This is a genomic window from Arthrobacter sp. Leaf234 (assembly GCF_001422665.1).
In the GTDB taxonomy this organism is placed as follows: Bacteria; Actinomycetota; Actinomycetes; order Actinomycetales; family Micrococcaceae; genus Arthrobacter_D.
Map to the genome: position 1 here is coordinate 282,301 of NZ_LMLU01000005.1, position 22,389 is coordinate 304,689.

At 71.2% G+C, this 22,389-nt stretch carries 25 protein-coding genes and 1 riboswitch; of the genes, 11 read left to right on the plus strand and 14 right to left on the minus strand.

What is annotated here, in order from left to right:
- Positions 1 to 51 precede the first annotated feature (51 nt).
- A riboswitch (cyclic di-GMP riboswitch) is annotated at positions 52 to 126 on the plus strand.
- 15 nt (positions 127 to 141) lie between these two features.
- Entirely contained in the window at positions 142 to 1,461 is a 1,320-nt protein-coding gene (locus ASF21_RS09135) for a glycoside hydrolase family 16 protein (RefSeq protein WP_055769878.1), read from the plus strand.
- 50 nt (positions 1,462 to 1,511) lie between these two features.
- Here the strand turns inward: ASF21_RS09135 and ASF21_RS09140 are convergent, their stop codons facing one another.
- From ASF21_RS09140 to ASF21_RS09150, 3 genes are all read right to left on the minus strand, one after another.
- Positions 1,512 to 2,195, minus strand: a complete 684-nt coding sequence (locus ASF21_RS09140; RefSeq protein ID WP_055769880.1) for an NADPH-dependent F420 reductase — start codon at positions 2,193 to 2,195, stop codon at positions 1,512 to 1,514.
- 79 nt (positions 2,196 to 2,274) lie between these two features.
- Positions 2,275 to 3,027, minus strand: a complete 753-nt coding sequence (locus ASF21_RS09145; RefSeq protein WP_055769882.1) for a response regulator — start codon at positions 3,025 to 3,027, stop codon at positions 2,275 to 2,277.
- Complete coding sequence (locus tag ASF21_RS09150) at positions 3,024 to 4,616, minus strand: sensor histidine kinase (protein ID WP_235498734.1); 1,593 nt, start codon at positions 4,614 to 4,616, stop codon at positions 3,024 to 3,026. Before ASF21_RS09150 ends, ASF21_RS09145 begins: the two co-directional genes overlap by 4 nt.
- A gap of 218 nt (positions 4,617 to 4,834) precedes the next feature.
- Between ASF21_RS09150 and ASF21_RS09155 the strand changes: the two genes are divergently transcribed.
- The 5 genes from ASF21_RS09155 (at position 4,835) to ASF21_RS09175 (ending at position 9,249) form a co-directional block, all read left to right on the plus strand.
- Complete coding sequence (locus ASF21_RS09155) at positions 4,835 to 5,842, plus strand: Bug family tripartite tricarboxylate transporter substrate binding protein (RefSeq protein ID WP_055769886.1); 1,008 nt, start codon at positions 4,835 to 4,837, stop codon at positions 5,840 to 5,842.
- 3 nt (positions 5,843 to 5,845) lie between these two features.
- Complete coding sequence (locus ASF21_RS09160; RefSeq protein ID WP_055769887.1) at positions 5,846 to 6,388, plus strand: tripartite tricarboxylate transporter TctB family protein; 543 nt, start codon at positions 5,846 to 5,848, stop codon at positions 6,386 to 6,388.
- Positions 6,381 to 8,000: a tripartite tricarboxylate transporter permease gene (locus ASF21_RS09165; protein WP_082471400.1), complete on the plus strand. Its 1,620-nt coding sequence runs from the start codon at positions 6,381 to 6,383 to the stop codon at positions 7,998 to 8,000. The genes ASF21_RS09160 and ASF21_RS09165 overlap by 8 nt, the downstream gene beginning before the upstream one ends.
- Positions 7,997 to 8,392, plus strand: coding sequence for a universal stress protein (locus tag ASF21_RS09170; protein ID WP_055769889.1), 396 nt, complete (start codon positions 7,997 to 7,999; stop codon positions 8,390 to 8,392). The genes ASF21_RS09165 and ASF21_RS09170 overlap by 4 nt, the downstream gene beginning before the upstream one ends.
- A gap of 260 nt (positions 8,393 to 8,652) precedes the next feature.
- A complete protein-coding gene (locus ASF21_RS09175) occupies positions 8,653 to 9,249 on the plus strand; it encodes a GAF domain-containing protein (RefSeq protein ID WP_082471401.1) in 597 nt (198 codons plus the stop codon).
- Between the two features lie 18 nt (positions 9,250 to 9,267).
- Here ASF21_RS09175 and ASF21_RS09180 read toward each other — a convergent pair whose 3' ends face one another.
- A complete protein-coding gene (locus tag ASF21_RS09180; protein WP_055769893.1) occupies positions 9,268 to 9,684 on the minus strand; it encodes a VOC family protein in 417 nt (138 codons plus the stop codon).
- A 108-nt stretch (positions 9,685 to 9,792) separates the two neighbouring features.
- Here ASF21_RS09180 and ASF21_RS09185 point away from each other — a divergent pair, with 108 nt between their 5' ends.
- Positions 9,793 to 10,812 (plus strand): LLM class flavin-dependent oxidoreductase, encoded by a 1,020-nt coding sequence (locus ASF21_RS09185; RefSeq protein WP_055769895.1) that lies wholly within the window; start codon positions 9,793 to 9,795, stop codon positions 10,810 to 10,812.
- Positions 10,813 to 10,824: 12 nt separating this feature from the next.
- On the opposite strand, the gene ASF21_RS09190 is transcribed toward ASF21_RS09185, so the two are convergent.
- Positions 10,825 to 11,445: a sigma factor-like helix-turn-helix DNA-binding protein gene (locus ASF21_RS09190; protein ID WP_055769897.1), complete on the minus strand. Its 621-nt coding sequence runs from the start codon at positions 11,443 to 11,445 to the stop codon at positions 10,825 to 10,827.
- Positions 11,442 to 11,729 carry a hypothetical protein gene (locus tag ASF21_RS09195; RefSeq protein WP_055769899.1) on the minus strand — a complete coding sequence of 96 codons (288 nt, stop codon included), beginning with the start codon at positions 11,727 to 11,729 and terminating at the stop codon, positions 11,442 to 11,444. Before ASF21_RS09195 ends, ASF21_RS09190 begins: the two co-directional genes overlap by 4 nt.
- A gap of 416 nt (positions 11,730 to 12,145) precedes the next feature.
- Between ASF21_RS09195 and ASF21_RS09200 the strand changes: the two genes are divergently transcribed.
- Positions 12,146 to 12,517: a hypothetical protein gene (locus tag ASF21_RS09200; protein ID WP_055769900.1), complete on the plus strand. Its 372-nt coding sequence runs from the start codon at positions 12,146 to 12,148 to the stop codon at positions 12,515 to 12,517.
- Positions 12,518 to 12,596: 79 nt separating this feature from the next.
- Here ASF21_RS09200 and ASF21_RS17035 read toward each other — a convergent pair whose 3' ends face one another.
- A complete protein-coding gene (locus tag ASF21_RS17035) occupies positions 12,597 to 13,316 on the minus strand; it encodes a GAF and ANTAR domain-containing protein (protein ID WP_055769902.1) in 720 nt (239 codons plus the stop codon).
- A 240-nt stretch (positions 13,317 to 13,556) separates the two neighbouring features.
- Here ASF21_RS17035 and ASF21_RS09210 point away from each other — a divergent pair, with 240 nt between their 5' ends.
- Complete coding sequence (locus ASF21_RS09210) at positions 13,557 to 14,297, plus strand: GAF and ANTAR domain-containing protein (protein ID WP_055769904.1); 741 nt, start codon at positions 13,557 to 13,559, stop codon at positions 14,295 to 14,297.
- Positions 14,298 to 14,393: 96 nt separating this feature from the next.
- On the opposite strand, the gene ASF21_RS09215 is transcribed toward ASF21_RS09210, so the two are convergent.
- From ASF21_RS09215 to ASF21_RS09225, 3 genes are all read right to left on the minus strand, one after another.
- Positions 14,394 to 15,104 carry a GAF and ANTAR domain-containing protein gene (locus ASF21_RS09215; RefSeq protein WP_235498735.1) on the minus strand — a complete coding sequence of 237 codons (711 nt, stop codon included), beginning with the start codon at positions 15,102 to 15,104 and terminating at the stop codon, positions 14,394 to 14,396.
- A 119-nt stretch (positions 15,105 to 15,223) separates the two neighbouring features.
- A complete protein-coding gene (locus ASF21_RS09220) occupies positions 15,224 to 16,192 on the minus strand; it encodes a hypothetical protein (RefSeq protein ID WP_157365830.1) in 969 nt (322 codons plus the stop codon).
- Positions 16,193 to 16,253: 61 nt separating this feature from the next.
- The gene (locus ASF21_RS09225; protein WP_055769909.1) at positions 16,254 to 16,997 is read right to left on the minus strand and encodes a DUF429 domain-containing protein; all 744 of its coding nucleotides are present in this window, start codon (positions 16,995 to 16,997) and stop codon (positions 16,254 to 16,256) included.
- 342 nt (positions 16,998 to 17,339) lie between these two features.
- On the opposite strand from ASF21_RS09225, the gene ASF21_RS17155 reads away from it, so the two are divergent.
- The gene (locus ASF21_RS17155) at positions 17,340 to 17,495 is read left to right on the plus strand and encodes a hypothetical protein (RefSeq protein WP_191931883.1); all 156 of its coding nucleotides are present in this window, start codon (positions 17,340 to 17,342) and stop codon (positions 17,493 to 17,495) included.
- A gap of 106 nt (positions 17,496 to 17,601) precedes the next feature.
- Here ASF21_RS17155 and ASF21_RS09230 read toward each other — a convergent pair whose 3' ends face one another.
- Together ASF21_RS09230 and ASF21_RS09235 are read right to left on the minus strand one after the other, a co-directional pair.
- Positions 17,602 to 17,835 (minus strand): hypothetical protein, encoded by a 234-nt coding sequence (locus ASF21_RS09230; protein ID WP_055769911.1) that lies wholly within the window; start codon positions 17,833 to 17,835, stop codon positions 17,602 to 17,604.
- Positions 17,836 to 17,935: 100 nt separating this feature from the next.
- Positions 17,936 to 18,382, minus strand: coding sequence for a hypothetical protein (locus ASF21_RS09235; protein ID WP_055769913.1), 447 nt, complete (start codon positions 18,380 to 18,382; stop codon positions 17,936 to 17,938).
- An 83-nt stretch (positions 18,383 to 18,465) separates the two neighbouring features.
- Between ASF21_RS09235 and ASF21_RS09240 the strand changes: the two genes are divergently transcribed.
- Positions 18,466 to 19,278 (plus strand): SDR family oxidoreductase, encoded by an 813-nt coding sequence (locus tag ASF21_RS09240; RefSeq protein WP_055769915.1) that lies wholly within the window; start codon positions 18,466 to 18,468, stop codon positions 19,276 to 19,278.
- Between the two features lie 109 nt (positions 19,279 to 19,387).
- Here ASF21_RS09240 and ASF21_RS09245 read toward each other — a convergent pair whose 3' ends face one another.
- Together ASF21_RS09245 and ASF21_RS09250 are read right to left on the minus strand one after the other, a co-directional pair.
- Positions 19,388 to 21,085, minus strand: a complete 1,698-nt coding sequence (locus tag ASF21_RS09245; RefSeq protein WP_055769917.1) for an amidohydrolase — start codon at positions 21,083 to 21,085, stop codon at positions 19,388 to 19,390.
- Positions 21,086 to 21,246: 161 nt separating this feature from the next.
- Complete coding sequence (locus tag ASF21_RS09250; RefSeq protein ID WP_055769919.1) at positions 21,247 to 22,221, minus strand: aldo/keto reductase; 975 nt, start codon at positions 22,219 to 22,221, stop codon at positions 21,247 to 21,249.
- Positions 22,222 to 22,389: the final 168 nt, after the last annotated feature.

Below are 22,389 nucleotides of genomic sequence, written 5' to 3' on the forward strand. Positions count from 1 at the left end.
GAGGATTGAACGGTCGGCAGCGCGAGCGTCGGCACCGCCGGGGCAGCCGCCCGGTGAGAAGGGCAAACCCGGTGCGAGCCGGAGACGCAAAGCCACGGGGCCCCAGGGGTCAGCCGGGCTACCGAACCAGAAGGCCTGTGCATGCTCCGTCGTCCAGCACTCCGTTCCGCTCTGAGCGGGGTCCTCGCGGCCCTCCTGCTCGCCGTCTCCGTGCCCACGCCGGTCGTCGCCGCGGACACGACCCCGATGGCTGCCGTTCCCGGTCCCGTGGGTGATTTCGCCTGGAAGGGCCTCAATTGGGAGAAGCGCTGGTGGAGCGGCGCACCGAACTACAACAAGCAGTTCGACCCCGCCAACGTCAGCAGCCCTGACGCCGACGGCCACGTGACCATGACGCTCTCGAATCCGACCGGCGCGGCCACCATCGGGGCCGAGTTCAACACGACCCGCCACGGTTTCGGCTACGGCACCTACAGCACCACCATCGAGAAGGACCTCACCACGCTCCAGAAGGAGGTGGTGTGGGGATGCCTGTTCACCTACGACCCCGCCGTCGCCCCGGGCTACAACGAGATGGACCTTTGCGAGGCCAGTTCATGGGGCGGTGGCAGCAACTACGGCCAGGTGTGGCCCATCACGCAGGGGCACGGCTACTGGTTCGACGCGAGCAAGGGACCCGGGGTCGGCAACGACACGGCGATCTTCGGCGTCACGGACCACCCGATCCTCACGCATCGCCTGGTGTGGGAGCCGGACAGGCTGACGTTCGAGACCTTCGCGGGGGAGGGCTACGGCGGCCCCCTGCTCAAGCGCACCGTGATGCAGGGCCCGAACGTCCCCGAGCCGGCCCGGGAGACCATCCACTTCAACCTCTGGGTGACCGACGGCGGGGGAGGGGATCCCGCGGCAGTGAAACCGGAGAAGGTGGTGGTGAGGGACTTCTCGTTCACGCCGGCGCCGGTGACGGCTCCCACCCCGTCGCCGACCGCTCCTGCGCCGTCGCCGTCCGCAAGCCCGTCGGCGACCCCGACGAAGCCGGCGCCGTCGCCGTCCGCGAGCCCGACAGCCGCACCGACGAGGCCGGCGCCGTCGCCGTCCGCGAGCCCGACAGCCGTACCGACGAGGCCGGCCCCGTCGCCGTCCGCGAGCCCGACAGCCACACCGACGAAGCCGGCCCCGTCGCCGACCCCGACGAAGCCGTTGCCGAAGCCGAAGCCGAAGCTGACCGTCCAGCCCAAGGCCATCACGCTCTCGGCCAGGAACACCACGGCGCACCGCCTGTACGCGACGACGCTGACGTGGTCCCGGGCTCAGGGGTCCACGGTCACCCTGGTGGCGGACGGGAGCCGCCGCCCGGTCGTGAACTCGGGCCGGGTGGCGACCTCGTCGAAGACACCCTCGGCGCGGTACCAGATCTGTGACGCGTCCCGCTGCTCACCGATCGTCCTCGGCGGGCGCTGACGCCACGGCCGACCAGGCGGTCGGCGACGGCTGACGGTCGGGCACCGGAGCTACATGTCGGCGTAGCGCCTGGCCTGCCCGAGTGCTTCGCGCATGGCGTCCGCGGAGAGCTGGGGCCCGTAGGCGGCCGTGTCCCGCTGGAAGCGCCAGCCCTCGGTAAGCGGTCCGGCATCGACGGTGTCGAACCCGAACTCGTCGAGCAGCTCGGTGACGGCCTGCTTCGCGTCGGAATCGTCCCCGGCGATCGGCAGGGCGCGGCGGTCCGGGGTCCCCGCGGGCGTCCCGTCCGTCGTCAGCTGCGCGAAGTGGATGTTGTTGAAGACCTTCACCACGGAGGAACCGGGCAGGTGGCGCTGCACCAGCTCGCTCGTCGTCGTGCTCTCGTCGTCGAGCTCGGCGATGTGGCCGTCGCGCTCGGGGTAGTAGTTGCACGTGTCGATGACCAGCTTGCCGGCGAGTGGCTGCACGGGAACCGCGCCGATGTCCTTCAGCGGGATGGTGACGACGACGACGTCGCCCTGCGTCGCCGCGTCCTCCGCGGTGCCGGCGCGGGCTCCGTCACCGAGGTCCGCGACGAGGTCCTGAAGCGTCTCCGGACCACGGGAGTTGCTCATGATCACCTGGTAGCCGCGCTCCACGGCGAGGCGTGCCAGCTGCGAGCCGATGTTGCCGCTGCCGATGAAACCGATGGTGCTGCGGGGTGCGCCCGACGGTGCTGCCGTATTTTCTGTCATGCCTTGCACAACCCCCTCCAGCGGTGGATATTCCTGCCGGACGTCCTGCCCGGGGCAGCGACGACGCCGAGCCCGCAGGTCAGCCCTGCCCGCCGTCCGTCCACACGTAGAACTTCTCCGGCCGCCCTGCGGATCCGTACTGCGGCACGATGCGCGCCTGCCCGCGTGAGACCAGGAACTCCAGGTAGCGCCGGGCACTCACCCGCGCCATCCCGAGGCGGTCGGCCACATCCGACGCCGACGTCCCCCGGCCGTGCCCCCGGAGGTCCAGCATGACGGCGTCGAGCGTCGGCGCGGAGAGCCCTTTCGGGGTGACCAGCGTGGCCGTACGGGCGGTGCCCGGGACCGCGCCGGTCGGCGACGTCGTGCGCAGGAGCTGATCGATCCGCCCCTGGTCGAGGGCAGAGGCACCCTCCGACGCATGCGAGTGGAGCTCGCGCCGGTACTCCACGTAGTGGTCCAGGCGCTGGTTGAGCACGGCGGCGCTGAACGGCTTCACGAGGTAGTGCAGCACGCCACCCGCGACGGCGGCCCGCACGGTGTCGAGCTCCCGCGCCGCGGTGATGGCGATGACGTCGAGCGGCTCCCCGGGCCGGTTCCGCAGGGCGCGCAGCACGTCGATGCCCGTCATGTCGGGGAGGTGGATGTCGAGCAGGACGAGGCGGGGTCGCAGCAGCTCCGCGAGCTCCAGCGCGCGCGCACCCGTGTGGGCGGCGCCGACGACGTCGAAGGCGCCGTGCGCGAGGAGGAACCCCGTGTGGATGCCGGCCACCTCGTGGTCGTCGTCGACCACGAGCGTCGGGATCAGGGGTGCTGCGGGTGGGGTGCTCATGGCACCTGCAGGGTGGTGCGCGGGGCGTCGACGAGCGAGGGTGCCAGCCAGACGGTGAACTCCGCGCCGCCGAGCTCGGCGTCGTCCACCACCACGTGCCCCGACCGTCGCCGTGCGATGCGGTCGACGAGGGCGAGCCCGAAGCCCCGCGTCCCCGTGTGCCCGCCGTCCTTCGTGGAGTAGCCGGAGGAGAAGATGCCGTCGACGTCCCCGGGCGCCACACCCGGCCCGTTGTCCGCAACCTCGATCCGGACGGCGTCGGGCTCGGTGTGCAATAGGACCGCGATGGCGCCGTCGGTCCGCCCGCTCCCCGTGACGGCCTCCATCGCGTTGTCGATCAGGATGCCGAGGACGGTGACGACGTCGGTGGTGCCGTCGGGCTCCAGCGTCGAGGTGTCGTCGATCGAGAGGGTGATGCCCTTCTCCGCGGCGATGGTGCTCTTGGTCATGAGCAGGCTCGCGGCGTCCGGGTCCTGGATGCCCGGCGCGATGGTGCCCGACACGAGGGAGCCGCCGTGCCCGGAGCGGGAGATGAAGTCGACCGCCTGGTCGGTGCGCCCGAGCTCGAGCAGACCGGAGATGGTGTGCATCCGGTTGGCGAACTCGTGCGCCTGCGCACGGAGGGCCTGTGTCACGTCGCGCTCGCCGTCGAGGTCGGTGAGCAGCTGGTAGAGCTCGGTGCGGTCGCGGAGGATCATCACGCGGCCCACGCGCGTGCCGTCCACGAGGGCGTCCGAGGTACGGGCGAGCAGCACGCGCTCGCCGGACAGGACGGTCTCGTCGGTGTCCGCGGGGTCGGTCAGGAGGCGGGCGAGGGCCGGCTCCATCACGTCCTCGGCGCGCAGCCCGGTAGCGGCGTCGTCGAGCCCCAGCAGCCGCTTGGCCTCGTCGTTCAGCAGGGCGATCCGGTGGTCCTCGTCGACAGCCACCATGCCCTCGCTGATGCCGTGGATCATGGCGTCCCGCGTCTCGAGGAGCGAGGCGATCTGCTCCGGCTCGAGACGGTAGATCCGCCGCCACACGAGCCGGGAGATCCAGATGGCGCCGGCGGATCCGACGAGGGCCGCGACGATCAGCCAGGCCAGCAGGCGGGGCAGGTCCTCGTACAGGTCGGCGTCGAGCTCGGACTCCAGCGTGCCCACCGACGCCGTGCCGATGATCTCGCCGCCGTCACCGTAGATGGGGACCTTGACGCGCCAGGACGTGCCGAGCGTGCCGGTCTGGGTCCCGACGAAGGTGTCACCGGAGAGGGGGATGGAGGGATCGGTGGACACGAGCTGCCCGATGAGCTCGGGGTTGGGGTGCGAGTACCGGATCCCGTCGGCATCCGTGACCACCACGTAGGTCACCCCGGTGGACTGGCGGATGAGATCGGCGATCGGCTGGATGGCGGCGCTGGGATCGGGCTGGTCGAAGGCCTCCACGACGGACGGCAGCTGCGCCACGGACTGCGCGACGCCGACCATGCGGTCCTCGTACTGCTCGCGGATCTGGAGACGCTGCATGGCGACGGCAGTGGACCCGGCGACGGCGACGATGACGAGCACGATGGTCAGCTGCAGGAAGAACAGCTGAGATCGAAGCGACATCGTCCTGATCATCCTCACAGTGTGACACGCTGCGTCGCGTCACACCCGGGCCGCCCTGCCTCGTGGACCGACTCCCGTGACCACAAAGACCAATACGAGCACTACGACCGCATTCTTTACCGCTGCGCAGGGGCCTTCCTACCCTGAGGACAGCAGTGGTGATCCGCATCACATCTCCCGCTCGGCACGAGCGACCACATCTCAAGGAAGAGAACATCATGACGATCGATCGCACAACGGCGCGCCGTTCGACCCTCACCGCCCTGGCCCTCGCCTCCGCCCTCGCCCTCTCGGCCTGCAGCTCCATGACGGAGAGCACGACGGCGGGCGAGGAGAGCGGCGCCATCGAGAAGCTCAACATCGTGGTCCCCGCCGATCCCGGCGGAGGATGGGACCAGACGGGCCGTGCCATGGAGGCGGACCTCAAGGAGAACGACCTCGTGGGCAACGCCTCCGTGGTCAACGTCGGTGGTGCCGGTGGCACCAACGGCCTCGCGCAGCTCGCCACGGAGACGGATCCCAACACGCTGATGGTGATGGGCTACGTCATGGTCGGCGCGGTGGAGACCAACAACGCCGCCAACCGGATCGAGGACACCACGCCGATCGCCCGCCTGACCGAGGAACCCCTCGTGATCGTGGTCCCCGCGGACTCGCCGTACCAGACCGTGCAGGACCTGCTCGACGACATCGAGTCCAAGGGCCAGGGCGTCTCCATCACGGGCGGCTCCGCCGGCGGAGCCGACCACATCCTCGCCGGGTCCGTGCTGAAGGAAGCGGGCATCACCCCCGACAACCTGAACTACATCCCGTACTCGGGCGGCGGCGAGTCCCTCGCGGCGCTCCTCGGCAACAAGGTGAACGCCGGGATCTCGGGTGTCGGTGAGTACGCGGAGCAGGTGAACGCAGGCAAGCTGCGCGCCCTCGCGGTCTCCGGCGAGGAAGCCGCCCCGCAACTGCCCGACACCCCCACCCTCACCGAGGAGGGCATCGACCTGGTCCTCACCAACTGGCGCGGCGTCGTGGCGCCCGGGAACATCGACGACGCCCAGGCGGAGAAGCTGACGCAGTTGGTCACCGACCTCCACGAGACCGAGACCTGGACGGCCACGCTCGAGGAGAACAACTGGTCGGACGCCTTCCTCGCCGGCGAGGAGTTCCAGACCTTCCTCGATGAGGACATCACCAGCGTCAAGACGACCCTCACCGACATCGGGCTGCTCTAGGCCATGAGTACCTCCGTACAGAACGCCCCCGGGAGCGGCACGGCCGCCGCTCCCGGAGCGCCGGTCGGTGAGCTGGTCTTCGCGCTCATCATCGTGAGCATCGGCGTGGTCGGGTTCGTGGCGGGCGCCGGTATCCAGACCCCGCCGTCGGCCAGCGACATCGGCCCCCGTGCCTTCCCCTTCGCCGTCTCCGCCCTGCTCGTGGTGGTCGGAGCGGGCCTGGTGCTCCAGGTCCTGCGCGGCCACCGCGGTGCGGCCGACGAGGGCGAGGACGTGGACCTCGAGGCGAAGACCGACTGGCTGACGGTCGGCAAGCTCAGCGGGTTCGTCCTCCTGCACGCCTTCCTGATCGTGCCGCTCGGCTGGCCCGTCGCCGCCGCGCTCCTGTTCTTCGGTGCCGCCTGGTCGCTCGGAGCCCGCCCGTGGTGGCGCAACCTCATGACCGCGATCATCCTGGCGCTGGTGCTGCAGTTCGTCTTCGGCGGGCTGCTCGGCGTGTCCCTGCCGCCCGGCTTCCTGGAAGGGTTCGGTGTCTTCGGTGGATAACTTCTTCCTGCTCATGGAGGGCTTCGCCACGGCGATGCAGCCCATGTACCTCCTCTACGCGCTCGGCGGCGTCCTCGTCGGCACCGCCGTCGGCGTGCTGCCGGGTATCGGGCCGGCCATGACCGTGGCCCTGCTGATGCCCATCACCTACAGCCTGGAGCCGACGGCGGCGATCATCGTCTTCGCCGGCATCTACTACGGCGGGATGTACGGCGGCTCGACGACCTCCATCCTGCTCAACACCCCCGGGGAGTCGTCGTCGATCGTCACGGCGCTCGAGGGCAACAAGATGGCCAAGGCCGGCAGGGGAGCGGCAGCCCTGGCGACGGCGGCGGTCGGTTCCTTCGTGGCCGGCACCATCGCGACGGTGCTGCTGAGCTTCGTGGCCCCCTATGTCGCGGCCTTCGCCGTGCAGATCGGCCCCGTCGAGTACGTGGCCCTGATGGTCGTCGCCTTCCTCACGGTGGGCGCGCTGCTCGGGTCCTCGGTGCTGCGCGGACTCGCCTCGCTGGGGCTCGGCCTGTTCATCGCCCTCGTCGGGTTCGATGCGCTCACCGCCCAGCAGCGCTACACCTTCGGTAGCCCCTTCCTCGCGGACGGGATCGACGTCGTCCTCGTGGCGGTCGCGCTCTTCGCCGTCGGCGAGGCGCTCTACGTGGGTTCGCGCCTGCGCCACGGCCCGATCAAGATCATCCCGGTGACCGGCGGCTGGACCAGCTGGCTCCGCAAGGAGGATCTGCGCCGCTCGTGGAAGCCCTGGCTCCGCGGCACGGCGATCGGCTTCCCCGTCGGGACCATCCCCGCCGGCGGTGCGGACGTCGCGACCTTCCTGTCCTACGCCTCCGAGCGCAAGCTCGCCAAGGGGAAGAACAAGAAGGAGTTCGGCAAGGGCGCCATCGAGGGCGTCGCCGGTCCGGAGGCCGCCAATAACGCGGCAGCCGCAGGTGTGCTCGTGCCTCTCCTGACGCTCGGCATCCCGACCACGGCGACCGCCGCCATGATGCTGGTGGCGTTCCAGCGCTACCAGATCCCGGTGGGCCCGCAGCTCTTCGAGTCCAACAGCACGCTGGTCTGGGCGCTCATCGCGAGCCTCTACGTCGGCAACCTGATGCTCCTGGTGCTCAACCTGCCGCTGGTCGGCATCTGGGTCAAGATCCTCCAGATCCCGCGGCCCTATCTGTACTCGGGCATCCTGGTGTTCGCTGTGCTCGGTGCGTTCTCCGTGAACTTCACGCCGATCGACGTCATCATCCTGCTGATCGTCGGCATCCTCGGGTTCTTCATGCGCCGCTACGGCTACCCGATCGCGCCGATGGTGGTGGGACTCATCCTCGGGCCCATCTTCGAGAGCCAGCTGCGGCGCTCGCTCGCGATCTCGCAGGGTGATCCCGTGGCGCTCGTGCAGTCGCCGGTCGCGGCCACCATCTACGTGGTGCTCCTGGTGATCTTCGCGCTGTCCATGCTCCTGAAGCGCCGGCAGCGCCAGTTCGAGGCGATGGTGGCGGCGAACGCCGACGCCCCCGACGTCGTCCGTGGTTCCGCCACGGCACCCGAGACCGCCGTCGCTCCCGTGACGCGCGCATCCGACACCCGAGAGGACACCGACCGATGAGCAGCATCGTGGTGGGCTACGTGCCCAACGCCCTGGGCGAGGCCGCCGTCACGCAGGCGGTGGAGGAGGCGCGGCGTCGCGGCGCCGAGCTCGTGGTGATCAACACCACCCGGGCGGACCGCCTCGTCAACCCGGCGTACGCGGATTCCGAGGACGTCTCCAAGCTCGAGGGCATGCTGAACGCCACGGGGGTGCCCTACTCGATCCGGCACAGCATCTCCGAGGCCACGGCGGCCGAGGAGGTGGTCGACGTGGCGGAGGAGATCGATGCGGAGCTGATCGTGATCGGACTGCGCCACCGGACACCGGTGGGCAAGCTGATCATGGGCTCGACGGCGCAGACGATCCTGCTCTCCGCCCGTTGCAACGTGCTTGCGGTCAAGCTGCCCTGACGCCCTGCCCTGACGCACTGTCCTGACGCACGGACGGACGACGCCGGCCCCTCCTCGGAGGCGGCCGGCGTCGTGCTGTGGCGGGCATCACAGGTTCTCCACCGTGCGGATCGGGTGTCCGGCAACGACCTACCTGTAGCAGGACGGGCCCCATCCGCCCCCTCGGGGCCCGTCCTGTCTTCCACGCTTGTGCAAACGTTCGGTAAAGCTTTGGTCCGGAGGGCCCGAATGACGCCCTGGCTTGATGCGGAGCAGGCAGGATGAAGATATCCCTCCCCACTTGCGGGACCTGGTCTCACCCCATCGAGCGGATCCACCTTTTGCCCTTCTCCCCACCCCCCGGAGCGCCCGTCGCCCTGGACCCGTCCATCACCCTCCCCTCGCGGCGGGAGTCCGAGCGCCAGCGCCTGCGCTCCCTGCGCCGCACCGGGCTGCTCGACTCGCCGCAGGAGGAGCGGTTCGACCGCCTGACCCGCGATGCCCAGTCCTATTTCGGCGTGCAGACCGTCATCATCTCCTTCATCTCCGAGGACCGTCAGTTCCTGAAGTCCTTCGTCGGAGACCTGCCACGCACCATCCCCCGGGACCTCGCCCTCTGCGACACCACGATCAAGCAGGACGGACTCCTGCTGATCCCGGACATGCGGATCGACCCGCGGTTCAGCACCCACCCCTTCGTGGTCGGGGAGCCCTTCGCCCGCTTCTACGCGGGCATACCGCTGCGCGGTCCGAGCGGCTGGTTCGTGGGAAGCCTGTGCCTCGTCGACACGGAGCCCCGCCACCTCTGCGCCAGGGAGCGGGCGTATCTCGGCACGCTGGCGGACCTGGCCGAGATCGAGGTGAACGCGGGCGCCTGAAGCCCGGACCGCTACCCGTCAGGCCTGCGGAGCGAAGAGTTCGAGGGCGATGTTGTCCGGGTCCCGGAACTCGAGGATGCAGCCCGCGCCGATGTCCTTCACGCCGCCGTGCGCGATGCCCCGACCGTCGAGGAACGACGCGGCATCGTCGAGCACGGAGCGGTCGGCGACGGTGAAGGCGAGGTGGTCGAGCCCCACACGGTTCTCGCTGAAGCGGTCCTCGGCCACCGGCCGCAGGCCGAGCAGGGTGTCGCCGAGCTGGTAGATCACGCCGCCGTACAGGAACCCGAGCTGCTCCCGGGTCGCGTCGTCCGCGTCGTCGGGTACCTCGAAGGCCACGGGCAGCCCGAAGACGGCGTCGTAGAAGGCACGGGAAGCATCGATGTCGGTGACCGTGAGGCGGACGTGGGCGTAGGCCTTGATGGGGATCGTCATGATCGGAGTCTCGCATGCTCCGCCCGGTGGATGCTCCCGCGTCCACCCACCGGACAGCGCGGCCGCCGGCACGGGAATGCGCGACGCCCGCGGTGCGCTTCACCGGGTATGAAAAAGATCGGGTTCCTGTCCTTCGGCCACTACCAGGACGTGCGCGGCTCGCTGGTCCCCACCGCGCAGGAGGCCCTCGTGCAGGCCGTGGAGCTGGCCGTGGCCGCCGAGGAGCTCGGCGTCGACGGCGCGTACATGCGTGTCCACCACTTCGCGCCGCAGTACTCGGCACCGTTCCCGCTGCTCGCAGCCATGGCCGCGCGGACGAGGACCATCGAACTCGGCACGGGCGTGATCGACATGCGCTACGAGAATCCGCTGTACATGGCGGAGGAGGCGGCCGTCACCGACCTCATCAGCAACAGGCGCCTCCAGCTCGGCATCAGCCGCGGTTCCCCGGAGACCGCACTCGAGGGCTCCCGTGCCTTCGGCTACCAGCCGGAGGAGGGTGGCACCGACGCCGACCTCGCGCGGGACAAGGCAGCGCTGTTCCGCCGGGCCATCGCGGGCCACGGCATCGCCGAGCCCAATCCCCGGATGTCCGGCAGCACTGCGCGGCTGCCGGTGGACCCGCTCTCGCCCGGTCTGCCCGAGCGCATCTGGTGGGGGTCGGGCACCAGGGCCACGGCACAGTGGGCGGGTGAGCAGGGCATGAACCTGATGAGCTCCACCCTGCTCACCGAGGACACCGGGGTCCCCTTCGACGAACTGCAGGCCGAGCAGATCGACATTTTCCGGAAGGCCTGGGCCGGGGCAGGGCACGGCTGGACGCCGAGGGTCTCGGTCAGCCGGAGCATACTGCCGATCGTCAGCGAGGCGGACGAGTACTACTTCGGCCTCCAGGCCCAGCGCGAGTCCCGTGACCAGGTGGGCATCCTCGACGGCGCCCGGTCCCGCTTCGGCCGCAGCTACATCGGTGCGCCGGACGTCATCGCCGAACAGCTCGCCGCCGATGCCGCCGTGCAGTCCGCGGACACCCTCCTCGTCACCATCCCCAACCAGCTCGGTGTGGATTTCAATGCCGCCCTGCTCGGGAACATCGTCTCCCTCGTGGGGCCGGCGGCCGGCCTCCGCTGAGAGGCACGGCGGTCAGCGGGGCTTCCGCGGGAGCAGGGTCGGGCGTGGGGACCCCGGGGGTCGTGCGACGTCCATCCCCTGGTGCAGCCGGGCGAGGGCGGTGCTGACCCGGAGGCGCAGGGTGGAGCGGTCGACACCCAGTTTCCTAGCCGCATCGGCATGGGTCAGGCCGCCGAAGTAGGCGAGTTCGAGCGCCTCCACCTGCTCGGGCGTCAGCAGGGACAGCGAGCGCCCGGCCGCCCCGGCGGCGATCGCGGGCAGCAGGGGCTGCTCGTGTCGGGCCCGGGCGCTCGGGGCTGCGGCCGCCCTGGCGCCGTCGACCGCGCAGCGATGGGTGAGGCTGACGAGCCAGCTCTCGGCCGAGCCCAGCGTGCGCCGGTAGGTGTGGGCGCCGGCCCAGATACGGACGTAGATGTCCCGCGTGACCTCGGCGCTCGCTGCCTCGTCCGCGAGGATGCGGCGCACCAGCGCGTAGACGCTGCCGGCCGTCCGGCGGTACAGCTCCTCGAAGGCCCGCCGATTACCCGTCGCGACCCGCTCGATCAGGGCACCGAGGTCCGGGCGGGGGAGCTGGACGCCGGTGGCGTCCCGGCCGGGGAAGGAGATCCGGACCCTGCGCACCGGCGGCTTCATTGCGCGAGGCCGGATCCGATCAGCCGCCCGGCCTCTCCTGGCCGGGACAGCCGGTCCACCTCACGCAGGGCATGGAGTTGCTCATCGCAGCGGTGGATGTCACCGACGGCCCGCGCGAGTTCCCAGGCGGCGCCGTCGCGCTCCTCCGCCCGGAAGGGATCGGCGAACACGTCCGCGCAGGCGCAGCGCAGCGAGAACATCGTCTCGAGCAACCGGGCGCGGGTGTCCTCGAGGAGCGTCAGCTGCTCCTGCTCGGCGGCGGGCAGGGCGTTGTCGAAGTACATGTGAGACCTCACCGGCGTCGACCGTGCCGGTCCTTCCAGCACGGAACGTGCTTCGATGCGGATGCGTGGACGCCGGGGCGCCTGTGCCCAGAGTAGGCAGGGCCTGCGCGAAGAGGACAGTCCGACGCTCCCGGCGGCGATTCCCGATGCCCAAGCGTTACCGACCGCCACCACCGCCACCACCGGCGCGACCGTTCCGGCGGGCAACATCCCACCGTCCCACGGCTCCCGCCCGATGACCAGAGCGCGGCGAATTCCCTTGCCCGGCGCGGAACGCCGGCCCTACTCTCGGTCGGGGACGGAGCTCGCCGGCACCGCGCCGCAGGCGGGCTCCCGGCCTGTTCCGGAGCGTCCCTGCGCCCACCCGGGCGAGCATCGAGGCGTCCCGCGGAAGCTTTGCCACCGCGACCGCCACGGTGTCCAGCACCGCTGCGCGCTCCTTCGGCGGCGGCACCATCTACTACCCGAGCACGACGACGGCGGGCACCTTCGGCGCCGTGGCGATCTCACCCGGGTACATCGGCGCGCAGAACGACAGCGTGGCGCCCGTCGGCCGCCACGCCATCCCCTTCTACAACGGCCTCACGAACCTGTCCCGGAAGGCGTACGTGGAACTGCGCGGAGCATCGCACTACGCACCGAACACGAGCAACACCACCATCGCGGCGACGAGTATCTCCTGGCTCAAGAGGTTCGTCGACGACGACCTGTGGTACTTGCAGTTCCTCTGCCCGGCACCCGGCACCAGCACGGCGGTCTCCGACCACCGGACACCCTGCGGGTACTGACGGCTCCCGATCCCAGCCGGCCGACCGGCACGAGCATCAGCAGGACCGCCCCCGCCACACGGCGGCGGCGGTCCTGGTGTCAGGCGGCCGGGGTACCGGAACCGCCCGTCAGCTCCAGCGCGATGTCCGCCACCGATCGTCGGCCCTCCTCGGCCCGGGACACCAGTTCCCGGAAGGCCGACCGGTCGTCGATGCCGAGTTGGGCCATCAGGATGCCCTTGGCCATGCCGATGCGGTCCCGCAGCTGCAGGGCGGCGGAGAGCTCCGAACGGATCTGCTGCGGCGTCTCGGTCGTCTGGACATGGCTGAGCAGGGCGGCGGCCGGGACGGCGAAGCGCGTCAGGGCCCGCTCCGTGGTCTCGTCGAACGCCCCGGCGTCCATCGAGTAGACCTTCATGGCCCCGATCGTCGTGCGGCCCTGGATGAGGGGCACGCTCTGGCACGAGCGGACCGACATCGCGGCGGCCGCTGCGGCCCAGCGGGCCCAGCGCTGGTCCGGCGCCAGGGTGTCGTCCGTCCTCACAGGGCTCGAGGTGGACCAGGCACTGAGGCACGGCCCCTCGGAGAGTTCGTACTGCAGTTCGTCCGCGCGGCGGACCAGGGTGTCGGTGGCACCGGTGCTGGTGCGCTGTCCCTGATGGATGAGGGATACCCCGGCGCCGGACGCGCCCGGGATGAGGTCGCGGGCTGCTTCCGCGAGGAGGTCGATGGCGTGCTGCACCGTCTGTTCCGTGAGGAGGAGGCCGCGGACGCGACCGAAGACGACGGCTAGTTCGTTGAGGTTGGGCTCTGAGTCCAAAGGAGACCTCGAAATGTCCTGGCGCCGGATGTCCCGGCTCTCTTCGGCGCCCCCTGCTGGACAAGGATCAAGATAGCGATTCCGGGGGTGGTCAGGCAAATCCCGGGCGGCCCGACACGCGGTCCGGTCTAGCCCGGAAGGATCCCGCGTCGGTAGCATGGTCCGCAGTTGTTGAGCAGCCGGCAGCTTTGTTGTTCGTGGTGCCCGTGCCCGGGCGCCCGAATCATGAGGGGGTAGGCGATGGGGAACGACGTCGGAATCCGTCCGGAGACGGATCTGCAGGGCTTCCTGCAGGACCTCGTGGTCGTCAGTGCGGGTCTCGACGATTTCCTCGAAGGATTCGTGGAAGCGACGTCGGCCGCTTCCGGGTTCGGACCCCACGACACGACCACGAGCGTCGCACTCCTCAGACCGCGGGCCCATCCCCTCCTCGTCGGATCGACGAGAGATGCACGGCGTCTCGCGCGGCTCGAGGTCCACCTGCACGACGGGCCCTCCGTGCGGGCCGCCGCGAGCGGCCGCACCGTGGAGGTGCCGGACTTCTCCTTCGCCGGTGAGGATCCCCTCTTCGGATCCGCCGCGCTCCGTCATGGGGTGCGCTCGGCCTTCTCGACGCCGATCGCCGTCCAAGGGCCGGAACGGGCGGTGATCACGTCCTACTCATCGAGGCCCTCGTGCTTCACCGACGAACACCGCTGCGCTGCGGAGCGACTGGCCGCCGCAAGCGCCACGTCGCTGGGGCTGGCGTTGCGGCTCCCCCGGCTGAGGGACCGCGCCGATCACCTCGCGGCCGCCATGGAGTCCCGCACCACCATCGATCTCGCCGCGGGGGTCCTGATGGTCCAGAACAGGTGCAGCCAGGAGGAGGCCATCGAAATCCTTCGTGCTGCCTCGAGTGCGCGGAACATGAAGCTCCGTGAGCTCGCCCGGAACGTGCTGATCAGTACGGTCGACGCCCCCGTCTCCACGCACTTCGACTGAATCCCCCTGCGTCCGGCCGCTGCGCTCCGCCGTCGGTTCGGCGGCGCACAGCCGGGGCGCGGAGCGGATCGGGGGCTGTTCAGGGGGTTCCGTCGGTCAGGGACGCTCCGTCGCCGACGCGACGACGCGCTCGGCGACCAGTCGCAGCTTGACGTTCCGGCTGCTCGATGCGCGCTGCAGGATGGCCAGGGCATCCGCCTGCGAGCACTTGTTCTGGAACATGATGATCCCGACGGCGGTGTTGATGGTCTGCCGCGAGGACAGTGCAGCCTCCAGGTCGTGCCGCTCGTCATCAGCGGATGCTGCGCGCACGGCGAAGCGGAGGGAGGAGGACGCGGCCTCGGCCAGCGCCTCCGCGGCCCTGATGCCCGCCGGGTCGAACGCGTCGACCCGGCTCGAGTAGAGGTTGAGTGCGGCCATGCCGCTGGTCTCGAGGGCGAACGAGACACCGAGGATGGAGCGGATGTGATCGGTGTCGAGCCTTGCGAGATAGGCGGGCCAGCGCGAGTCCGTCGACGTGTCGCGGCAGTACACGGATGACTGCGTCTGGGCGGCCTGCAGGCACGGTCCCTCGTGGAACCGGTTCTGGAACTCGTCCGCACGGCGCGCCACGTCGTCACTCGCGGCCAGGGTCCCGGCCCTCTTCCGACGCACGAGCGTGATGGCGCAGGAGACGTCGCCGGTGGAGGACAGGCGCTGCGCAGCCATCACCGCGAACTCGTCGAGGAACTCCTGGATGCCTGCGGTCTCTGTCAACAGCGCGAACAGATCGTCGTTGACGTCGCTCAGTACTTCCTGTTCGGTCACGGTTCCTTCCTGGCGTCGCGGGGCCCATCCCGTTCGACACATCCTACGCCGCGCCTCCGGTTCGGGGCCCGGTCCCGGATCCCGTGGGCCGGCACACCGTAGCCCGATCCCGCCTCCCATCATGGATCGAGGTCGGCGAGCGAGCTCCTGGCAGTCCTGTCGGCCTGCTCGGCACCCTCGAGCGCTTCCTGCGCGGACTCCTGTTCACGACGCCGTTCCGCTGCCTCCTCATCGAGGTCCGCCAGCTCCCTGCGCAGTGCGCCGATGCGGTCCTCGAGGTCCTCGAGGGTAGCTGTCAGGCCGTCCCTCCGCGTGGCGATCCGCTGCACGGCCCGCTCCGTCCGGGCTGCCTCGTCCTGGGCACTCTCGAGGGCGTCCCGGGCCGCCCTCGCTGTAGCCTCCGCGACCCGCCGGCCGGCGGCGGACCGCTTTTGGGGCGATGCCCGTCCCGGCCGGCGGGCGTCCTCGGCGCCGCCCCTGCCGCGACTGTCCGTGCTGTCGTCCGCGTCGTCCGTGTCGTTCGCGTCGTCCGTGTCGTTCGCGTCGTCCGCGTCGTCCACCGGGCGCGCCGGGGCGTCGAACGGGCCGCCGACCGCGCCGTCCAGGTCCACGGCCTCCCACCCCGTGGCTTCCAGCGTCCGGACGAGCCGCCCGGTCAGGACCGCCTCCGCCGCAGCGGGATCGGCGAGTGCCGCCCGGAGCGTCTGTTCGACGTCGGGCAGGGCGGCAGGTCCGACGTCGTGCCCCGCCTCGGACGCCGCGTCGAGGGATTGCCGGGCGACGGCGGCGAGGAGGCGCTGCCGCTGCTGCCCGAGGGCATGGAGCTGCGCGCGGTCGGGACTCGACTGCGCCTCCCTCAGGGACGCGGCGAGCTCGAGCACCTGCTCCACCTCCTCCCGACGGCGGGAGACGAGCAGGTTGACGAGCCACGCGGCGGACGAGGGCTTGGGGAGCTTCCTCAGGGTAGCGGCGAGGTCCTTGTCACCGCCCTGCGCGGCCTCCTTCGCGGCGAGGTTCCTCGCGGCGACGAACCCGTCGAGGGGGAGTGCGTAGAGGGCTGCAGCCCTGCCCACCAGATCCATGCTCAAGCGCTCCTCGTCTCCGATGTGTCGGGTGGTGCGGTCGGGTGTGGTCGGAAGTCCGGCCCGGTCAGGGCGCCAGGTCCTCCAAGCGAGCCACGGGCAGCGCGATCCAGCCCTCGCGGCCCGCCTGGTCGCGGTACTCCTCGGGGACGGGATGCGTCAGCCCGAGGGCATGGGCCCGGGCTGCCAGCGCGGCGATCACGGCGTCGAACGCATCGTCGGAGACCTCCATCAGGCGCCGGTCCTCCGGTCGGAGGAGCAGCCACGGCGCGCGCTCGAGGACGCGGGCCAGCAGTGCGGCGCGGATGACCGCGTCGTTCTTGTAGCCCTTCGTCCCGAAGTCCCACCCGCGCAGGGTGGCTCCGGGATAGACCTCGACGGCGGTCCCGACGCCGGAGCGGTCGACGGGCGTCCCCAGGGCGGCGCCCACCGCGTCGAGGAGCACGGCGCAGTGCATGGCGGTCAGACCGAGGCGGTCCGTGGCGACGCTCAGCGGCCACCTGCCCGTGATCTCCCGCGTGGCGCGGTCCGTCGCGCGGTAGGAGAGCCGGCGTCGCCAGGCCATCCCCTCGTCGAGGCCCGCGTCCACCCGCTCCCCGGCGGCATGGCGCGTGATGAACGTGACGAAGTCGTCCGGCCAGCCGAAGGCGCAGTCGATCCCGAGACGCTCGACGTCCGGGGCGACGGCGGCGATGGCCTCGTCGGCGATGCCGAGCTCCACGTGGACCGTGACGGAGGTCCCGGACCAGTCGAGGACGGCCAGGGCCGTCCCCCGGGATTCGGCGGCGAGATCCACTCCGGCTGTGAGCACCCCCGATTATAGGCATCGAAGCGGCACCTGACGACGGGGATCCGGCCCTGTGCCGACCCGACGGGCAGGGGGTCGGATGGATACGGCCCGCCGGGCGTGGACGCCGTCCGACGCATCCCAGCAGATCCCGTCTACGCCCCGGCTCGCCCGAGCGCCGACGTCCTCGGGCGGCGCGGAGGGCGGGCTAGCCGCCGGCGCGCTGTCCGTCACGTCCTCCCGGCGTACGGCACGCGTGTGGCGCCGCGTGTCCGGGCGGTGTGTACTGGGCTGATCGCCACTCCGGCAGCCGGTACCGTCCGCATCGGTCCGGCGCCGAACCCGACGCATGGAGAGGACGTACCGATGGAAGCCCGTTGCCCCAGTTGCGGTTCCGCCCTGATCGAACTGAGCGAGGACCAGTGGCCTGCGGAAGGGCCCGTACCGGCGGGAACGCTCGCCGTGTACCAGTGCGAGCGGAACCACCGCATCACCGTGGGGGAGACACAGGTCTCCGCCTGACCGGACCGACGGGGCAGCCGGAGGTCTCGCAGCCAGGCGTCGTCCGGCCATCACGTCGACGAATGATCAGTCGGTCGCCGTCAGGGACCCGTGGTCATCGTGCGGATCAGGGTCCGCCGGTCCTGGCGTCGTCGATCAGGCGGGTCAGTTCGTCGCGGAGTGCGCGCGCCTCGTCCACCGAGAGTTCGAGCTGCTGGTCCTGTTCCACCCAGCCGATGTGCACCATCGGATTCCCGTCCGGACCGGGAGAGGGCGAGAGTCCGACGGCGAGCGCCCGGCCTCCCGTGTGCGTCACGTCGCCGACGATCAATTCGCCGCCGTCGTCCTCCGCTACTGCCATGGTGCCTCCCGGTCGTCGCGTCCTGCTGTCCGTGTCCCCCATGCTAGGCGCGCCCCGCACCACTGTGTCCAGCAGGAGATGTGCGCGGCGGGTGGACGGGTCATCCGGCGTCGGCGGGCCGGACCGCCAGGTTCGGATGCAGTAGCTCGAAGCCCTCGTCCGTGAGGTCGTTGCGGTCGACGTCGTCGGGCAGGAGGACCGCGGTCACCCGGCTGTCGCGGATGGTCGCGCCGGCTGCCCCGCGGGCGAGCGGTGCGCACTCGAGCCCCACACCGATCCCTTCCTCGATCAGGAGGCACACCGTGTCCTCGTCGCTGTTCCCCTGCACCGGCCGTGCCGCGAAGTACTCGACGCCGTCGCGCTCGGCGAGGAAGCGGGTGGTCGCGAGGTCGATCCCGTCGAGGTCCGTCCGGATGGTCAGCCGGTCCCGATCGGTCTGCTCCTGATCCAGGAGGCCGAGCACCGGGCCCGAGCAGGCCGCCAGGCCGAGGACGGAGAGACCGATGCCTGCTGCCAGGAGGCGGGAGCGGGGGACCGGACGGTGCATGGGACTCCTTGGGCGACGGGACGGGATGGGGACCGCCGGACGTGGTCCCAGCCTAGCGAAGCCCACCGACCTAGGCTGGGCGGATGGACACCACCTACCCCCTCAGCGGGCGCTCCTTCGTCGTGACCGGGGTGAGCCGCCGCAAGGGCATCGGCCACGCCGTCGCCGCACGCCTGGCCGACCTGGGCGCCGGCCTGTTCCTCCACCACTACGCGCCCCACGACGAGGAGCAGCCGTGGGGCTCGGATCGACTCGAGGACGTCGTCGACTCCATCGGCACACGGCTCCGCGGGGGCGCCTCCCTCGCGCACGGCAGTGTCGACCTCGCGGAGGACGACGGCGCCGAGCGGCTCATCGAGCTGGCCGGCGCCTCGCTCGGACACCTGGACGGTCTCATCTGCAACCACGCGCGCAGCGGCGGGGACGGCACCCTCGACGAGATCACAGGCGAAGCCCTCGACGCCCACTGGCGGGTGAACACGCGGTCCACCATCCTCGCCACCAGGTTCTTCGCCGACCAGCACGACGGCCGAGAGGGCGGGCGCGTCATCTGGATGACGTCCGGGCAGGTGGCGGGCCCCATGCCGTCGGAGATCGCCTACGCGGCGTCGAAGGCCGCGCTCGCAGGGCTGACGGCGTCGGTCGCGGACCGGCTCATCGAGCGGCGGATCGTCCTCAACACGGTGAATCCGGGACCGGTGAACACGGGCTATCTCGACCCGGACACCGCGGACCGGCCGCTCGAGACGCTCCAAGCCGTGCTGGCGCACTTCCCGGGCGGGCGCTTCGGGGAGCCGGACGATCCCGCGCGGCTCATCGCGTGGCTGGTGAGCGACGAGGGCCGGTGGATGGTGGGCCAGGTGCTCAGCTCGGAGGGCGGCTTCCGCCGCTGGTGACGCCGGCAGCGCCGGGCTGGTCGCTGGTGACGCCGGCAGCGCCGGGCTGGTCGGTGGGGAGGGCGACGACGGCGGACGCCGCCCGGGCAGCAGATCGACGGGGCATGGTTCATGCCCGGTGGGCTGCCCGCTCGAACACCACGCGGCCGCCCACGATCGTCAGGTCCGCGCGGAGCCGGTGCAGGGCGGGACCGTCGGGCCCGAACGGATCGGCCGAGAGGACCGCGAGATCGGCCGGTGCCCCCGGCCGCAGCACGCCCGCGGGCGAGCGCGTCACCCGCGCCGACCCGGCGGTGTAGGCACTCAGCGCCGTCGTGAGGTCCAGGGCCTCCGCGGGGACCAGCGGTCCGGTGTCGCCGTGGTCCGGGTGCGCCCGATGCACCGCGACGTGGATCGCCTGCCAGGGATCGGCGTCGGAGACGGGCCAGTCCGAGCCCATCGCCAGGGGTGCTCCGCCCGCGAGCATCGACGCGAACGGGTACTGCCACCGCGCGCGCTCCGCCCCGATCAGCGGGACGGTGAGGGAACGCATCTGCTCGTCGCTGCAGGCCCAGAGCGCCTGGGCGTTGACCGTGACCCCGAGGTGGCCGAAGCGGGGGACGTCGTCCGGGTGCACGAGTTGCACGTGCGCCATCGTGTGCCGGGGCTCCCAGGATCGCGATCCGCCCGGCGTCGGGTGCAGGACCACCGCGGCGCGGCCGACGGCGTCGAGGGCCGTCCGCACGGCCCGGTCCCCGATGGCGTGCAGGTGGAGGTCGAAGCGGGCCGCCTCCAGGGCCTCGGCCGCGGCGTCCAGTACCTCGGGTGGGAGGTACGTGGGGCCTCGGTCCGTCCCGGTCCGGCCCCCGCACGTGCACCCGGCGCTTTCGTAGGGCTCGAGCATGGCAGCGGTGCGGTTCTCCGGGACGCCGTCGACCATGATCTTGGCGCTCGACGTCGGGAACCCGGCGGCGGCGTTCAGGTCCCGGCGGGCACGGAACGAGTCGACGAGGCCGGGGAGGTCCCCGAGCGTGAGGCCGCGGGGCACCCAGAGAGCACCCGAGGCCCGTCCGGTCAGGCGGCCGGAGGCGGCGAGGGAGCGGTACGCCGGGGCGGCGTCGGGGTAGCCGGCGTACTCGCCGATGATCGCCTCCTGCCACCCCGTGACGCCGAGAGCGTGCAGGTGCGCCTGACCGTGGAGGATGCCCGCTTCGACGGCCTCCCGGGTGATCGGCGGGAGCAGCCGGGCCACGAGCGACATGGCGCCCTCGTGCAGGATCCCGCTCGCCGAGCCGTCCGGCCTCCGGCCGATCCTCCCGTCCGCCGGATCCGGGGTGCGGTCGTCGATCCCGGCGAGGTGAAGCGCCGCGGTGTTCACCCACGCGCTGTGGTGGTCGCGGTTGATGAGGTAGACGGGTCGGTGGGGGACGGCGGCGTCGAGCACGGATGCGTCCGGGAACCCGCCGTCGTAGTGTCCCTTGTACCAGCCGGCGCCGGTGATCCAGGGGGAGTCGCCGGGATCGGTGGAGCGGGCATACCGGGACACCTCGGCCTGCACCTCGTCGGCGCCCCCGCAGTGCCCGACGTCGCACGCGAGCGCCTCGATGCCTCCCATGAACGTGTGGGCGTGCGCGTCGATGAGACCCGGGCTCACGAGGCGGCCGTGCAGATCCACGATCTCGGTGCGGGATCCGGCGGCGGCTCGGACCGCTGCCTCCGGTCCGACGGCGGTGATCCTGCCGCCCTCGACGGCGACAGCGGTGGTGGTGGGGTGCACGGAGAACCCGTCGAACACCCGGCCACCCCGCAGGACGAGGTCAGCCGTCACGGCGCCCGGACTCCTGTGGCGCCGCGCCCGGCGCGTTCCGGCCGATCGGCGTCGTGCGGCCCGTGCCGGCTGCCGGCCGCGATGGACGTGCCCTCGTCGCTCGTCCTTCCGCCGGTCCGTCGGCCGGCACCACCGGGGTGAGGTGCAGCATCCGGGAGCGGCTAGTAGCCGACGAGCGGATGCGGGACGTAGTGCTCCTCGAGGGCACGGACCTCGTCCTCGGTCAGCTCGATGTCCAGGGACGCGAGGGCGTCCTCGAGGTGGTGGGGCTTGCCGACGCCGACGATCGGGGCGGAGACCACCGGGTTCCGCGACACCCAGGCGAGGGCCACCTGCGCCCGCGTCACCCCGCGGTCCGCCGCGACGGCCCCGACGGCGTCCGAGACGCGGCGGTCGGCGTCGAGCGTGCCGTAGAGGGTCTTACCGAACTGGTCGGATTCGGACCGCGACGTCGTCTCGTCCCAGCGCCGGGCGAGCTTGCCGCGGGCGAGCGGGCTCCAGGGGAGGACGCCGATGCCCTGGTCCGCGCAGAGTCCGTACATCTCGCGTTCCTCCTCGCGGTTGATCAGGTTGTAGTGGTCCTGCATCGACACGAAGCGGGACCAGCCGTTCATGCGCTGCAGGTACAGGGCCTTGGAGAACTGCCACGCGTACATGGAGGACGCACCGAGGTAGCGCACCTTGCCGGCCTTCACGACGTCGTGCAGTGCCTCGAGCGTCTCCTCCAGCGGTGTCGCCGGGTCGAACCGGTGGATCTGGTACAGGTCCACGTAGTCCGTGCCGAGGCGCCGCAGGCTGTTGTCCAGCTCCGCCATGATCGCCTTGCGGGAGAGGCCCGCGCCGTTCGGGCCCTCGTGCATGCGGCCGTGCACCTTCGTGGCGATCACGATGTCCTCGCGGCGGGTGAACTCGGCCAGCGCCCGGCCCACGATCTCCTCGCTCGAGCCGTCGGAGTAGACGTTGGCGGTGTCGAAGAACGTGATGCCGGCGTCGACCGCCGCCCTGATCAGGGGGCGGCTCTCCTCCTCGGGCAGAGTCCAGGCGTGGTTGCCGCGATCCGGCGTTCCGTAGCTCATGCAGCCGAGGGCGATGGGGGAGATGTCGAGTCCGGTGGAGCCGAGTTTCACGGAGCGCATGGGTGACTTTCTGCCGACGTCGGGGATGTCCTCCCCACCCTAGTCCCGGGGATCGGCGAGCGGTGCGCGAGCAAGCGCGGGTCAGGCGCCCATCACCCATTCTGGGTCAGGCGGCTACGATCCTTGCTAGGAGGCCGCCAGGCCACGGACCGCGGCCGGGATCACCGT

Bases quoted from the DNA above. Each gene is read 5' to 3' on its own strand.
- ASF21_RS09135 (WP_055769878.1), top strand. From the start codon at position 142: ATGCTCCGTCGTCCAGCACTCCGTTCCGCTCTGAGCGGGGTCCTCGCG.
- ASF21_RS09240 (WP_055769915.1), top strand. From the start codon at position 18,466: ATGGACACCACCTACCCCCTCAGCGGGCGCTCCTTCGTCGTGACCGGG.
- ASF21_RS09195 (WP_055769899.1), bottom strand. From the start codon at position 11,729: ATGTACTTCGACAACGCCCTGCCCGCCGCCGAGCAGGAGCAGCTGACG.
- ASF21_RS09175 (WP_082471401.1), top strand. From the start codon at position 8,653: ATGAAGATATCCCTCCCCACTTGCGGGACCTGGTCTCACCCCATCGAG.
- ASF21_RS09145 (WP_055769882.1), bottom strand. From the start codon at position 3,027: ATGAGCACCCCACCCGCAGCACCCCTGATCCCGACGCTCGTGGTCGAC.
- ASF21_RS09160 (WP_055769887.1), top strand. From the start codon at position 5,846: ATGAGTACCTCCGTACAGAACGCCCCCGGGAGCGGCACGGCCGCCGCT.
- ASF21_RS09250 (WP_055769919.1), bottom strand. From the start codon at position 22,221: ATGCGCTCCGTGAAACTCGGCTCCACCGGACTCGACATCTCCCCCATC.
- ASF21_RS09190 (WP_055769897.1), bottom strand. From the start codon at position 11,445: ATGAAGCCGCCGGTGCGCAGGGTCCGGATCTCCTTCCCCGGCCGGGAC.
- ASF21_RS09235 (WP_055769913.1), bottom strand. From the start codon at position 18,382: ATGCACCGTCCGGTCCCCCGCTCCCGCCTCCTGGCAGCAGGCATCGGT.
- ASF21_RS09170 (WP_055769889.1), top strand. From the start codon at position 7,997: ATGAGCAGCATCGTGGTGGGCTACGTGCCCAACGCCCTGGGCGAGGCC.
- ASF21_RS09155 (WP_055769886.1), top strand. From the start codon at position 4,835: ATGACGATCGATCGCACAACGGCGCGCCGTTCGACCCTCACCGCCCTG.
- ASF21_RS09150 (WP_235498734.1), bottom strand. From the start codon at position 4,616: ATGTCGCTTCGATCTCAGCTGTTCTTCCTGCAGCTGACCATCGTGCTC.
- ASF21_RS09210 (WP_055769904.1), top strand. From the start codon at position 13,557: ATGGGGAACGACGTCGGAATCCGTCCGGAGACGGATCTGCAGGGCTTC.
- ASF21_RS09185 (WP_055769895.1), top strand. From the start codon at position 9,793: ATGAAAAAGATCGGGTTCCTGTCCTTCGGCCACTACCAGGACGTGCGC.
- ASF21_RS09140 (WP_055769880.1), bottom strand. From the start codon at position 2,195: ATGACAGAAAATACGGCAGCACCGTCGGGCGCACCCCGCAGCACCATC.
- ASF21_RS09230 (WP_055769911.1), bottom strand. From the start codon at position 17,835: ATGGCAGTAGCGGAGGACGACGGCGGCGAATTGATCGTCGGCGACGTG.
- ASF21_RS17155 (WP_191931883.1), top strand. From the start codon at position 17,340: ATGGAAGCCCGTTGCCCCAGTTGCGGTTCCGCCCTGATCGAACTGAGC.
- ASF21_RS09180 (WP_055769893.1), bottom strand. From the start codon at position 9,684: ATGACGATCCCCATCAAGGCCTACGCCCACGTCCGCCTCACGGTCACC.